Source organism: Azonexus sp., from assembly GCF_036170495.1.
Taxonomy (GTDB): Bacteria; Pseudomonadota; Gammaproteobacteria; order Burkholderiales; family Rhodocyclaceae; genus Azonexus.
In genome coordinates, this window is sequence record NZ_JAVHPH010000302.1 from 1 (window position 1) to 13421 (window position 13421).

The 13421-nt window shown below is 54.1% G+C and carries 11 protein-coding genes; all 11 read left to right on the plus strand.

The features are described from left to right. The coding region (locus ADADOO_RS11055) for an OmpA family protein (protein WP_511277541.1) at positions 1-476 on the plus strand (476 nt) is incomplete at its 5' end. A gap of 311 nt (positions 477-787) precedes the next feature. Next, positions 788-1153, plus strand: coding sequence for a response regulator (locus ADADOO_RS11060; protein ID WP_511277543.1), 366 nt, complete (start codon positions 788-790; stop codon positions 1151-1153). Between the two features lie 87 nt (positions 1154-1240). Further along, positions 1241-3571: a chemotaxis protein CheW gene (locus ADADOO_RS11065; RefSeq protein WP_511277544.1), complete on the plus strand. Its 2331-nt coding sequence runs from the start codon at positions 1241-1243 to the stop codon at positions 3569-3571. A 22-nt stretch (positions 3572-3593) separates the two neighbouring features. Next, on the plus strand, positions 3594-4094 hold the full coding sequence (locus tag ADADOO_RS11070; RefSeq protein WP_511277546.1) for a chemotaxis protein CheW: 501 nt from the start codon (positions 3594-3596) through the stop codon (positions 4092-4094). A gap of 28 nt (positions 4095-4122) precedes the next feature. Beyond that, the gene (locus ADADOO_RS11075) at positions 4123-6819 is read left to right on the plus strand and encodes a methyl-accepting chemotaxis protein (RefSeq protein WP_511277548.1); all 2697 of its coding nucleotides are present in this window, start codon (positions 4123-4125) and stop codon (positions 6817-6819) included. A gap of 26 nt (positions 6820-6845) precedes the next feature. Continuing rightward, on the plus strand, positions 6846-9680 hold the full coding sequence (locus ADADOO_RS11080; RefSeq protein WP_511277550.1) for a methyl-accepting chemotaxis protein: 2835 nt from the start codon (positions 6846-6848) through the stop codon (positions 9678-9680). A 2-nt stretch (positions 9681-9682) separates the two neighbouring features. Continuing rightward, positions 9683-10594 (plus strand): CheR family methyltransferase, encoded by a 912-nt coding sequence (locus tag ADADOO_RS11085; protein ID WP_511277552.1) that lies wholly within the window; start codon positions 9683-9685, stop codon positions 10592-10594. Positions 10595-10606: 12 nt separating this feature from the next. Continuing rightward, positions 10607-11212: a chemoreceptor glutamine deamidase CheD gene (gene cheD / locus ADADOO_RS11090; RefSeq protein WP_511277553.1), complete on the plus strand. Its 606-nt coding sequence runs from the start codon at positions 10607-10609 to the stop codon at positions 11210-11212. Positions 11213-11264: 52 nt separating this feature from the next. Then, positions 11265-12305, plus strand: coding sequence for a protein-glutamate methylesterase/protein-glutamine glutaminase (locus tag ADADOO_RS11095; protein WP_511277555.1), 1041 nt, complete (start codon positions 11265-11267; stop codon positions 12303-12305). Positions 12306-12380: 75 nt separating this feature from the next. Then, a complete protein-coding gene (locus ADADOO_RS11100; RefSeq protein WP_511277557.1) occupies positions 12381-12686 on the plus strand; it encodes an STAS domain-containing protein in 306 nt (101 codons plus the stop codon). A gap of 158 nt (positions 12687-12844) precedes the next feature. Continuing rightward, positions 12845-13421: chemotaxis protein CheW (locus ADADOO_RS11105; protein ID WP_511277559.1), on the plus strand; the 577-nt coding region annotated here is incomplete at its 3' end.

The window sequence follows — 13421 nt, forward strand, 5'->3', positions numbered from 1 at the left end:
GCTTGCGCATCCAGATTGTCGATGAGCAAAACCGCCCTATGTTCGATTCCAGTAGTGCCGACCTCAAACCCTATACCCGGGATATCCTGCGCCAGATCGGCAAGGCACTGAATGGCGTTACGAACCGGATCAGTCTGGCCGGACATACTGATGCCGCGCAATTTTCGGGTGGTGAAAAAGGCTTTTCAAATTGGGAATTGTCTGCCAACCGGGCGAATGCATCACGGCGAGAATTGGTGCTTGGCGGTATGGACGATAGCAAGGTCTTGCGTGTCGTAGGGCTCTCTTCGACTGTTCTTTTCGACAAAAATGATCCGCTGAACTCGGTCAACCGGAGAATCAGCATCGTTGTCCTGAATCGCAAAACCGAGATGGCTATTTTGCAGGAGGAAGGGCCTGAATCCGAGGCGGGTGGAGAGGAGCTGCTTCCAGAAGGATTAAAGCTGCCGATGAGCGGTAAAGGTACCTCTGGATGAAATACTGGCCTGTTGCGTCAAGTTGGTGGCAAGTATGCGTCGCAGTGGTCAGCTCCGTTTTGAGTTGTTTAGGCTGATTGCCGCTAGCCTGAACGATGCGGTTAAAAAAAGCAGAGAGAGGGGCAGACGTGTTGGCGAGAAGATGCTGATGATTTTTTGCAAAAACCCGCGATCTCGGAGAATAAATTGACACTTTGGCCATTTCTAGCAAAAATCACTGCCGTTTCGTAAAAAGTGGGCAATAGTCTGCTAGTCAAACAGACGGACCCTAGTAAGGCGCTTGAGTTGTTCAGAATTTTATCGAGGAAAAAATGGCAAAAACCATTCTTGCAGTTGACGATTCCGCATCCATCCGTCAGATGGTGTCCTTTACCCTGAAGAGTGCCGGCTACGACGTGGTCGAAGCTGTGGATGGGCAGGATGGCCTCGACAAAGCCAAAACTAAAAGCATCAACCTCGTGCTGACTGACCAGAATATGCCACGCATGGATGGTCTGACGTTGATCAAAAGTCTTCGAGGAATGTCGCAATATGCATCCACTCCCATTTTGATGCTGACGACAGAGTCGTCGGATGCGATGAAATCGCAAGGACGGGCCGCTGGCGCTACCGGTTGGCTGGTCAAGCCATTTGATCCCCAAAAACTGATTGAAGTCGTACGCAAGGTGATCGGCTAAGTGAAGCCGGCGGACCTGTAACAGGGCGGGTCTTTTGCATTCAATTTTCGGTCTTCGGCATACGGGGCGCCGAGATCAGGGGGTGGTATGACTATCGACATGAGTCAGTTCTACCAGGTGTTTTTTGAGGAATCGGCAGAGCATTTGGCAACGATGGAAGGGCTGTTGCTTGAATTGGATATTGAAAATCCGGATTCAGAGCAACTCAATGCGATTTTTCGCGCCGCACATTCCATCAAGGGGAGCGCGGGGACCTTCGGTTTCACCGATCTAGCAGAAACGACACATATTCTGGAGAACCTGCTGGACCGTATTCGCAAGCAGGAGTTGGGATTGCGGGCTGATATGGTCGATGCCTTTCTAGAGTCTGGTGATCTTCTGCGCGAAATGCTTGAAGCTCATCAGGGGCGAGGTCAGGTTGATCTGTCCGCCGTAGCATCGATTTGCGCTCGCCTGCGTCAATTATCGGCTGACACGTCTGCTGCGGCGCAGCCGGCGATGGGGCCCGCGAGTGTGGCTGCGTCGCAAGAGACTCGTGTTGGCAAGCGTAGCTTCGATATCCAGTTTGTGCCGACTGAAGTTTCGGCCAAGGGGGATGGCGTTTCCAATTTGCTCGATGAGTTACGTTCCATGGGGGCTTTGGAAATACTGAGTCAGCCAGCCTCGGATATGAACAATGTTGGGTACTGGCAGCTTCGTTTGACAACCGACGCCGGGCAGGATGACTTTTCCGATCAGATTGACTTTATCGCTGAAAACGGGGCTTGGCGCATCGTTGAGGAAGTTGTTGTAGACGACCATGCAGGGGCTTTCGGCTTCTTCGGGGATGCGCCGGGTGTGCCAGAGAAGGATCCCGGTTATGGTTTTTTTGCGCCACTCGATAATGCTCCATCCCTCGTTCCGGCTAGCGAAATTGCTACGGTACACGACGATTCTTATGGCTTTTTTGAGCCGCTTCCCTCTGCAGGGAAAAGTCCATCTGCTGTCGATGCAGCGGTGAGCGACGATGGTGATGGCTACGGCTTTTTTGCCCCGCTCCCGAGTCAAGTTCCCATGCCGCCGTTGGTAGAGGAGGGCGACGGATTTGGCTTGTTCCAACCGCTTCCTCCTGTTCTGCCTCCCGCCTCCCCCGCGCAGTCAGTTGCCGTGCCAAGTTCTGTCGCCTTGAAACCGGTTGGAAAAAAGGCTGAAGAATTGCATGCTCGAGCTGCCAAGTTAGGGGCTGCGGTTTCTGCTAGTGACTCTTCCATTCGCGTTAGTGTCGAAAAAGTGGATCAGATGATCAATCTGGTTGGCGAATTGGTCATCACGCAGGCGATGTTGCTGCAGACGGCAGCGCAGATGCAGGAAAATGCCCCAGAGCGACTGGTGAATGGCCTGGCGCAACTGGAACGAAATACCCGTGATTTGCAGGAATCCGTCATGTCTATCCGGATGATGCAAATATCCTTCGTCTTTTCACGTTTTCCTCGCGTTGTCCGGGACCTTTCCGCCAAGCTGGGAAAGCAGGTCGAGTTGAAGACATCCGGAGAGACAACCGAGCTGGACAAGGGGTTGATCGAGCGAATTGCCGATCCTTTGACGCACCTTATCCGCAATAGCCTTGATCACGGCATCGAACTACCGGAAATACGGATAGCTGCAGGCAAGAGTCCGATCGGGACCATTACTTTGAAGGCCTATCACCAAGGTGGCAACATCGTCATTGAGGTAGGTGACGATGGCGCAGGTTTACCACGCAACAAAATATTGGCCAAGGCACGTGAGCGCGGATTGCCTGTGTCCGATCAGATGACGGATCAGGAGGTTTTCCTTTTGATTTTCGAGGCCGGCTTTTCGACGGCCGATCAGGTCACCGATGTGTCCGGGAGAGGGGTGGGTATGGATGTCGTCCGCCGCAATATTCAGTCGATGGGCGGGCGTGTCGAGATCGAATCCATGCAGGGAGTGGGGACGCGGATGACGGTTCGTTTACCGCTGACGTTGGCCATTCTTGATGGAATGTCGATTGCCGTCGGAAACCAGACCTACATTTTGCCGCTTTCCTACGTGATCGAATCGTTCCAGCCGCAGGCTGGCGATATCAAGACGTTATCCAATCAGGCGCGGGTCATTCAGGTTCGCGGCGAATATTTGCCCGTGGTGGTACTGCACGAGTTATTCAATATCAAATCGTGCTCGAATAACTTCACGCAAGGCATCATGGTTGTTGTCGATGCGGATGGAATCAAGGCGGCCTTGTTTGTCGATGCGCTGGTCGGCCAGCATCAAGTCGTTATCAAGAGTCTGGAGGCGAACTATCGCCGCGTGCAGGGGATTTCCGGTGCGACCATCATGGGCGATGGCCATGTGGCGCTGATTCTTGATGTGTCGGCCATCGCCGGTATGGCGAAGACTAGCCTGCAAAAAGTCGGCTGACGGTTGAATTGAGGAGCATGAGATGGAAGCAATGACCCATGGTAATGGCACGGCAAACGAAGACGATCTGGTGCCAAGTGAATACCTGACCTTCACGCTGGGTAGTGAGGAATATGCAATTGATATCCTCAAGGTGCAGGAGATTCGGGGCTATGAGCAGCCGACACTGATTGCCAACGCCCCGCCATTTATAAAGGGGGTCATCAACCTGCGGGGGATTATTGTTCCAATCGTTGATCTGCGAATCAAATTCAATCTTGGCAAAATCGAATACACGCCCTTTACCGTGGTGATCATCCTCAATATCGCCGGGCGTGTGATCGGTGCTGTGGTCGACAGCGTTTCTGATGTGTTTTCGCTGGCCCGTTCGCAGATTCGCCAGGCCCCTGACTTTTCCGGGACTTTCGATACCAAATACATTCTTGGCCTGGCAACGATCGACAACCGCATGATGATCGTCACTGACATCGAGCGCCTGATGACCAGCGCGGATATGGCACTCATCGATTCGGCCAGCGAATAACGCACAGCCTTCAAGCAGGAGTCGTAGCATGTTGAATTTACGTAATTACAAGATTGGCACTCGCCTGATCTTGACGACGGTTGGTGCGCTGGCGCTGATGATCGCGTTTGTTGCGATTGCTTGGCTCAGCCTGAATTCGATTAGCGACAAGGTTGATCACATCGCGAATAACAACATCAAGAAAACCGAGTTGGCGGTCGACATGCGTACGCGGAATCTGTTGATTAGCAGACACATGCTTACTGCTCTGATTTATGAGGAAACCGAGAAGCAGCTAGGTGAGGAAAAGAAGGTCAATGCCGATCTCCTGGCTTACATGACCTCAGAGAACCTGATCGGTGAAACGCTTGGCTCGGCGCACGGGAAGGAAATACATGAGCGCATCGTGCTGGCCAGAAAAGCGGCAGAAGCATCCATTTTCCGAATGTTTGTACTGATCAGAGCAGGGAATCGACCAGAAATCGAAGATCATTTTTTCAATGGTTTTCGCCCAAAAATGCAGGTTTGGTTCGACGCAGTTGACGAAATGCTGCTGTTGCAGAAGGAAAATAATCTCCGCGATTTGGCTGAAATTGCAACGGTCAAGTCGGGTGTCCAAACCACGATGTTGTTTTTGGTCGGATTGGCGTTAATCATCATGATTCCGGCCGGGCTGTGGGTGACACGCCAGATTACCCGACCGTTGGGCGAGGCGGTCGTTGTGGCAGATGCGGTTGCTACAGGCAATCTTGATAACAGCATTGATGTCAGCGGTAACGACGAACCGGCACAGTTAATGAATGCGCTCAGCCGGATGCAAACAGATCTCAAGGCGCGCACTGAGGCGGAGCGCAAGGTGGCCAATGAGGCGCTTCGCATCAAGGTAGCTCTGGATGTGACATCAAACAGCGTGATGGTTGCCGATCCGGACGGCGTAATCGTGTATTGCAATACCGCCGTGCTGGAAATGATGCGGGGGGCCGAGGCGGATATTCGCAAGGACCTGCCATCATTCACGGCCAATTCGATCCTGGGTTCGAATTTCGATATTTACCACAAGAACATGGCGCATCAGCGCAACCTGCTGGCTGGGCTGAAAGGCATGCATCGCGCGCAAATCATGGTGGGCGGCCGGACGTTCAAATTGGTTGCGAGCCCGATTGTCAATGAACGAAATGAGCGCCTCGGAACGGTTGTCGAATGGGCCGATCGAACCGCTGAAGTGGCCGTTGAGGAAGAGGTCGGCAGCATTATTGCCGCCGCGGCTTCTGGCGATTTTTCGCGCCGAATTGATGCCAGCGAGATGGGCGGTTTCTTCCAGCAGATTTCTACCGGCATCAATGATCTTCTCGAAGTAAATAGCCAGGCGCTGGGTGATGTTGGGGCCATGCTGACGCGACTTTCACAGGGTGATCTGACGCGCAAGATCGATACCGAATATCAAGGTGTGCTTGGCCGGTTGAAGGATGACGCGAACGTTACGGTCGACAACCTCCAGGAGATTATTTTCTCGATCAAGAGCGCGACGGACGCCATCAACACGGCAGCGCAGGAAATCGCCAGCGGCAACCAGGATTTATCCGGGCGTACCGAGCAGCAGGCATCGAGCCTGGAAGAAACAGCATCAAGCATGGAGCAGCTGACCAGCACGGTCAAACAGAATGCCGACAATGCTCGTCAAGCCAACGAACTGGCGAGTAATGCCCAGCGGGTTGCTGAAAAAGGTGGCCTGGTGGTTGGCCAAGTCGTGGAAACCATGGGGGCGATCCACCAAGCTTCAAACAGAATCTCGGACATTATCAGTGTTATCGACGGTATCGCCTTCCAGACAAATATCCTGGCCCTCAACGCTGCGGTAGAAGCGGCTCGCGCCGGTGAACAGGGACGTGGCTTTGCCGTGGTGGCGACAGAAGTTCGCAATCTCGCTCAACGCAGCGCCGCTGCAGCCAAGGAGATAAAAACCCTGATTTCAGATTCTGTCGATAAGGTGCAAACCGGTGGACGTTTGGTCGATCAGGCTGGTCAGACCATGGGTGAAGTGGTGGCCAGTATCCAGGGCGTCGCCAAGATCATGTCTGATATTTCTTATGCCAGTCGCGAGCAGACTGCGGGTATAGAGCAGGTTGGCCTGGCGGTAAGCCTGATGGATGAGATGACCCAGCAGAATGCCGCGCTGGTTGAGCAGGCAGCTGCAGCAGCCGAAAGCCTGGAAGAGCAGGCGCGCAATTTGGCTGAGTCGGTCGCGGTATTCCGTCTTTCGGGCGGCTTGATCGTTCAAGACCAGTCAGAACTGGCTGGCCTGGACTTTGATGGTGCGATAGCCGCGCATGGAAAATGGAAGCAACGCCTGCTCGACTACGTCGCCGGGGGCGGCGAACAACTTGACCCGGTGATCGTAGGACGTGATGACCAGTGTGCGCTCGGCTGCTGGATTCATGGCGATGGCCGTGCGTTGCGTGGCCATACTAACTATACCGAGCTCAAAGGTGAGCATGCCGGATTCCATCGCTGTGCGGCGGATGTCATACGAACTCAATTGACCGGCAATAGCGATGGCGCACGGGCGCAAATATCCGGCGAATTTACCAATCGATCAGCACGCGTTATCAGACTGCTGGAAAGTATGCGTGGGGGCGGGAAAAATACGCCTCCCAAGCAGTTGACCGCAGTAGTTTCGAGGAATGTTTCCTCTGTCAATATGCCGGCGCTCGTTGGGCCGGATGATGACGAGTGGGAAGAGTTCTGAAGCGACAGGTTTAGAGAGAGAAAAAGATGCGAAATAATCAGCCTGTGAGCGGCGTGGAAGTCGAACTGAATGAGCGTACGCTTATTGCGTCCAAGACCGATGTCAAGGGCATGATTTCCTATGTAAACAAAGAGTTCATCGATATTAGCGGGTATGCTGAGTGCGAATTGATCGGCCAGCCGCACAACATTGTGCGTCATCCGGATATGCCGATAGAGGCCTTCGCCGATCTGTGGCGGGATCTCAAGGATGGCCGCCCATGGACTGGTATGGTGAAGAACCGCTGCAAGAACGGTGCTTATTATTGGGTGCTTGCAACCGTGACCCCCGTCTACGATGGTGGCGAGTTGGCTGGCTACATGTCCGTTCGCCGCAAACCGACCCGGCAGCAAATCGATGCAGCGGAAAGCGCATATCGGCTGTTTCGTGAAAAAAAGGCGCGCGGTCTGCAGATTCGTCACGGCGAAGTGGTCAAGGGGGGCGAAGGCTTTCTCGCTGGATGGTCTTTGAAGAGCAGGTTGGTGGGTGGCTTTGGTGTGCTTTTGGCGGCGATGGTAGCCGTCGCCGGGTTGGGCATCTGGGGGATGGCCAATACCAATAGTGCGGTAGGTGATCTTTACAATAATCGCTTGCAGCCAACCCAGGCACTCGCCACCGTCGGCAAGCTAATGGCCGATAACCGGTCGCAGGTTCTGTTGTCCTTGCAACATGATCCGGCGGGTCAATATGCCAAACTGCATGAACATTCGCTGGATTCCCACATCCAGCAGATCGATTCCAATATCGCTGAAATTAGCCAGCGCTGGGAGGCCTACAAGAAGACATTAAACTCCGATGAGCATCGTCAATTGGCAGATGCTTACGAGCAAGCTCGCAAACATTATGTAGCCGATGGCCTTTTGCCGGCCAAAGAAGCGCTGCTGGCTGGGCGTTTCGAGGAGGCCAACCTGATTTTGCTCAAGCAGATCAATCCGACTTACACTGCGGCGGCCCAAAAGGCATCCGACTTGTTCAAGTTCCAGGTTGAGCAAGGGCAGGCTGAAATGACGGAAAGCGAGAAAACGTTCGCCAGCGAACGACAGTGGATCGTTCTGGTTGTTTTGGCTGCGCTTGCTATCGGTGTGGCGATCGCGGTGGCGATGGTTCGCTCGATAACGCGTCCGATCAACTCGATTCTCGATACCTTCGGGGCTCTGGCGAATGGCGACTTCACGCACAACGTCAATGTGTCGCGCAACGACGAATTGGGCAAGGTTCTTCAGGGCCTGCAGTCCATGCAGATTCAGCAAGGGGTTAATGCCGCAGAGACGCAGCGGATTGCCAACGACAATCTTCGCATCCGTATTGCGCTCGATTGCGTGTCGGCCAATCTACGGATTGCCGATGACGACGGGACGGTGATCTACGCTAACAAGGGGCTGTTGAGCACATTGCGCCAGATAGAGCCAGGTCTGCGTGAACAGCAACCAGGTTTCACTGTTGATGGGTTTGTTGGGAGCAATATCGGGGCGTTTTATCAGGATCCGGCGGCGGCGCTCAAAGGTCTGCGCGAATTGCAGGGTACTCGCCAGACTGAGCTCGATATCGGTCGGCGGATTTATAGCATCATTACCAATCCGATCATCAACGAGCGTGGTGAACGGCTTGGTACCGTAGGCGAGTGGGTCGACCGCACGGCCGAGCTGAATGCCCAGCGATCAGTGGCGGATCTCGTGTCGCGTGCGTCAGCCGGAGATCTCGAGGCGCGCCTCGATACTTCCTCGCTGGAAGGTTTTTACAAGGAGCTGGGCATGGGAATCAATAGCCTGGTTGAAACCAGCGGTGCGGCGATCGGGGAGATTGCCGACCTGCTGTCCAGAGTGGCGGATGGCGACCTCACCCAGATGCTGTCCAGCACCTATCAGGGGACCTTTGGTCGCCTGCGCGACGATGCCAACGAGACTGTCACCAAGTTACGCGATCTGGTCGGCGAGATTCAACTGTCCGCGCAGACGATCAATACGGCGGCCAAGGAAATTGCATCGGGCAATCAGGATCTGTCGGGGCGGACGGAAGAGCAGGCGAGCAGTCTTGAAGAGACGGCTTCGAGCATGGAGCAGCTGACCAGTACGGTGAAACAGAATGCCGACAATGCGCGCCAGGCAAACGAGCTGGCCGGCACGGCTCAGCGGGTTGCCGACAAGGGAGGCGAGGTGGTAGGCCAAGTGGTCAATACCATGAGCGCAATCCATCAGTCGAGCAGCAAGATTGCCGACATCATCGGGGTGATCGACAGCATCGCCTTCCAGACCAATATTCTCGCGCTCAACGCGGCCGTCGAGGCTGCTCGGGCGGGAGAGCAGGGGCGCGGTTTTGCGGTAGTGGCTACTGAAGTACGCAATTTGGCCCAACGCAGTGCTGCGGCGGCGAAGGAAATCAAGGGCCTGATCTCTGACTCGGTCGATAAGGTCGAAACTGGCAATAAATTGGTCGATCAGGCCGGCCGTACGATGGCCGAGGTCGTGTCGAGCATTAAGCGCGTGGCCAAGATCATGGGCGATATATCCGACGCCAGTGCCGAGCAAAGCGCGGGTATCGAGCAGGTCAGTTTGGCGGTGAGTCAGATGGACGAAGTGACGCAGCAGAATGCGGCACTCGTCGAGCAGGCGGCGGCAGCAGCCGAGAGCCTGGAAGAGCAGGCGCATCAATTGGCACAGACCGTTGCAGTATTCCGGATCGGCGATAACAAAGCCCCGCCGCGTCTTGTTCCGCCGCCTCGCGTCCAGCATAAAGCTGCGCCAGCGATGAAAAGAGTTCCGCTGGGCGCCGCTAAAGCACCGGTGCAGCAGATCAGTCTTGATGATGAGTGGGAAGAGTTCTAGCCATGGTTGATTTTCGAAATCCTGTCTCGCCTGTCTCGCCTGTTTCCACGATCCGCTCATCGCTGTCGGCTAGTCTGCCTGCACGAGATAGTAACGCGAGGGAGTTTACGTTTTCGACGACTGATTTTGAGCGTGTTCGCAAACTGATCTACCAGCATGCGGGGATTTCCTTGTCGCCGGTCAAGCAGGACATGGTCTATTCGCGTCTGGCGAGACGTCTGCGCGCAACCGGCATGCGGTCTTTTGCCGAGTATCTTGACGGGCTGGAACGAAATGGCGGCGATGAGTGGGAGCGCTTCGTCAATTCACTGACGACAAATCTGACCTCGTTTTTTCGCGAGCCTCATCACTTTCCAATATTTGCTGATCATATTCGCAAAATCGGCACGAAACGCCCTGTCCGGGTATGGTGCTCGGCGGCATCGACCGGTGAGGAGCCCTATTCGATCGCGATAACCGTGGCCGAAACTTTGGGTACCAATGTTTCGCACATTTCAATCATTGCCTCGGATCTCGATACCAATGTATTGGCGACTGCCGCCAAAGGCGTGTATCCCGTTGAACGGGTCGAAAAGTTGTCACCGGAGCGTTTGCGTAAATTTTTTCTGCGCGGCACCGGCAGTCAGGACGGATTCGTTTCGGTTCGTCCGGAGTTGAAGCAGATGATCAGCTTTCAGCGGATCAATCTATTGGACACGAACTATGCAGTCAAAGGCCCGCTTGATGTCATTTTTTGCCGAAATGTCATGATCTATTTCGACAAGCCAACACAGTACAAAATTCTGTCGCGCTTCGCTCCGATCATGCAGCCTGACGGGCTGATGTTTGCCGGCCACTCGGAAAGCTTTTTGCATGCGGCCGATCTTTTCAAGTCCCAGGGCAAAACAGTCTATGCCCCGGTGCTGGCTCGATAGGGAAGGGGCTGGGTGCAACATTCCTACGACGAGCAGCTAGCGACCAATCGCTACTTCGACCGAAAATTCGGCCTCGAAGCTGCCAAGATATTGCCGGGTGAATACTTCGTTTCCAGCAAGGAAGCCTTATTGGTGACGGTGCTCGGCTCCTGTGTTGCAGCATGTATTCGTGACGCCGACTCTGGCATCGGCGGGATGAATCATTTCATGTTGCCCGACGACGGGGGACGGAGCCCGCTGGCGATGTCTACCCGTTACGGTACCTACGCCATGGAGGTGTTGATCAATCATCTGTTGAAGCTTGGCGCACGACGCAATCGTCTTGAAGCCAAGGTTTTTGGCGGTGGGGCGGTCATGGCGAGTCTGGCGAGTAGTAACGTGGGCGCCAAAAATGCGGAATTCGTTCTTGAATTCCTCAAGACGGAAAAGGTTCCCGTTATCGCCAAGGACTTGCTGGATTCATATCCCCGGAAAGTCTATTATTTTCCGCATTCAGGGCGTGTTTTGGTCAAGAAACTGCACCGGGTTCATAACGAAACCTTGTTTAGCCGCGAAAACGATTACAAGGTACGCCTGACCGGTTCGACCATCGAAGGCGATGTCGAATTGTTCGTTTGATACGGTCAACCGGAAAAAGCGCCATTTTTGAAATCCTTCCAAATAGATGCTCATGAAAATTCGCGTCCTGATCGTTGATGATTCGGCCCTGATGCGTGGCTTGTTGAGCAAGTTGATCGGTATGGCGCCTGATATGGAGGTGGTCGGAGCTGCACCCGATGCCCAGACTGCGCGTGAAATGATCAAGGCGCTAAACCCGGATGTCATGACGCTTGATGTCCATATGCCAAAAATGGGGGGGCTTGAGTTCCTTGAACGCTTGATGCGTTTGCGGCCTATGCCGGTTGTCATGGTCTCGTCTTTCACCGAGTCTGCTTCCGAGACCACCCTGAAAGCCCTTGAGCTGGGCGCAATTGATTTTATTGGCAAGCCACGGGCCGATAGTGGCAGGAGCATGGAAAACTATGCAGAAGAACTGGTCGAAAAAATCCGCGCAGCCAAAGGCGCGCGTTTGCGTGGATCAATGAGTTCATCAGCCGCTTCCCCGTCCTTAGCGCCGCCGACCAGACCCGGCTTGGCTGCCAGTGGAAAGATCATCTTTGTCGGCGCATCAACCGGAGGAACCGAGGCAATCAAGGAGTTTCTCCTCGGAATTTCCACCGATTGTCCGCCCATTCTCATCGTTCAGCATATGCCGGAGTCCTTCACAGCCTCATTCGCCAGACGCCTGGATTCGCTCTGTGCACCGCGTGTTATCGAGGCCCAGGGGAATGAAAAAATCGAGCCAGGTACCGTCTATGTTGCCCCTGGACATTCTCATTTGCTTATTCGACGGGGTAATTCCGGGTTCCTTACCGAACTTGCCCCGACCCCTCCGGTCAATCGCCATCGCCCATCTGTCGATGTGTTATTCGATTCGGCTGCCGCCTTGGTGGGGCGTAAGGCAGTTGGCGTTATCCTTACCGGAATGGGTAAGGATGGCGCTCAAGGTTTGTTACGCCTGCGTCAGGCTGGAGCGAAAACTTTCGGTCAGGACGAGGCGAGCTGTGTCGTTTACGGAATGCCGCGCGAAGCCTTTCTGATTGGCGCGGTCGAAGAGCAGTGTTCGCTGGAACATATGGCGCGGCGGGTGATTGCTGCCATTTACGTGTAACCGGCCAGTCGGAGTTGTTGCCGATGGCCAAAGGATTAAACTAGGGTTCAGTTCGCTTTTTTGATAGGAAAACAAATGCAGGCAAGTATTTTCAATGAATCCGGCAAAGTCATCATCAAACTTGTTGGCCGTTTTGATTTCAATACCCACCGTGAGTTTCGCGCAGCCTATGAGCCCTTGGTTGCCGATTCTTCCGTTCGGTCGGTCTCAGTAGATTTCGCAGGGGTTGATTATCTTGATAGCTCTGCCTTGGGTATGTTATTGATGTTGCGCGATAAATTAGGTGGGGCGAACAAGGAAGTGGCGCTGATCGGCGTTCGCGGCAACGTAAAACAGGTGCTAGATATTGCTAATTTTGGTAAATTGTTTCAAATTTCCTAAATGTACGGCGCTGCAGGCCGTTTACGGAATGTGGGGTGGGCACCCAAATGGTGCTGTTAGCAGGTTCGTTGCCGGAGTGACGCCGGAGTGGGAAGTGACGGTTGGATGGCTTCTAGCTACCGAGAGCAACCGGATGCGCAACATGCGAGAGGATGACAATGTCTGAGTTATTGAAGAATATCGACGCGCGAACAAAATTGGCGGGCACCAACAAGCTCGAGATTCTTTTGTTTTTTCTCGGCCTGGATCAGCGCACGGGACGTCGTGAAACCTATGGCATCAATGTTTTCAAGGTACGTGAAGTCATGCGCACCCCAGTGATTACCGCTGCGCCGGATATGCCCGGGTCGGTTGAGGGCATGGTTAGTTTGCGCGGAGCATTGGTGCCGGTGATTGATCTCGCCAAGTATTCGGGGATATCCCCTGAAACACCGCGAGAAATAATGATCGTTACCGAATATAACGGCCATACGCAGGGATTTCTGGTCGAAGGGGTCGATACCATCCTTCGTCTCGACTGGAGCAAGATGCGCGTTCCTCCGGAAATGCTAACGTCGCAGACCGGTGGTTTGGTGACGGCGGTTACCGAACTTGAGGACAACCGTCTGGTAATGATGATGGATGTCGAAAAGGTGCTTTCGGAAACCACAAGTATTGACAATGAGATCATGTACCGCGGTGTTGTTGCGGTCGACAAGCCGGACAGCACGGTTTTTTATTGCGATGATTCCAGTG

Bases quoted from the DNA above. Each gene is read 5' to 3' on its own strand.
- ADADOO_RS11060 (WP_511277543.1), top strand. From the start codon at position 788: ATGGCAAAAACCATTCTTGCAGTTGACGATTCCGCATCCATCCGTCAG.
- ADADOO_RS11065 (WP_511277544.1), top strand. From the start codon at position 1,241: ATGACTATCGACATGAGTCAGTTCTACCAGGTGTTTTTTGAGGAATCG.
- ADADOO_RS11070 (WP_511277546.1), top strand. From the start codon at position 3,594: ATGGAAGCAATGACCCATGGTAATGGCACGGCAAACGAAGACGATCTG.
- ADADOO_RS11075 (WP_511277548.1), top strand. From the start codon at position 4,123: ATGTTGAATTTACGTAATTACAAGATTGGCACTCGCCTGATCTTGACG.
- ADADOO_RS11080 (WP_511277550.1), top strand. From the start codon at position 6,846: ATGCGAAATAATCAGCCTGTGAGCGGCGTGGAAGTCGAACTGAATGAG.
- ADADOO_RS11085 (WP_511277552.1), top strand. From the start codon at position 9,683: ATGGTTGATTTTCGAAATCCTGTCTCGCCTGTCTCGCCTGTTTCCACG.
- ADADOO_RS11095 (WP_511277555.1), top strand. From the start codon at position 11,265: ATGAAAATTCGCGTCCTGATCGTTGATGATTCGGCCCTGATGCGTGGC.
- ADADOO_RS11100 (WP_511277557.1), top strand. From the start codon at position 12,381: ATGCAGGCAAGTATTTTCAATGAATCCGGCAAAGTCATCATCAAACTT.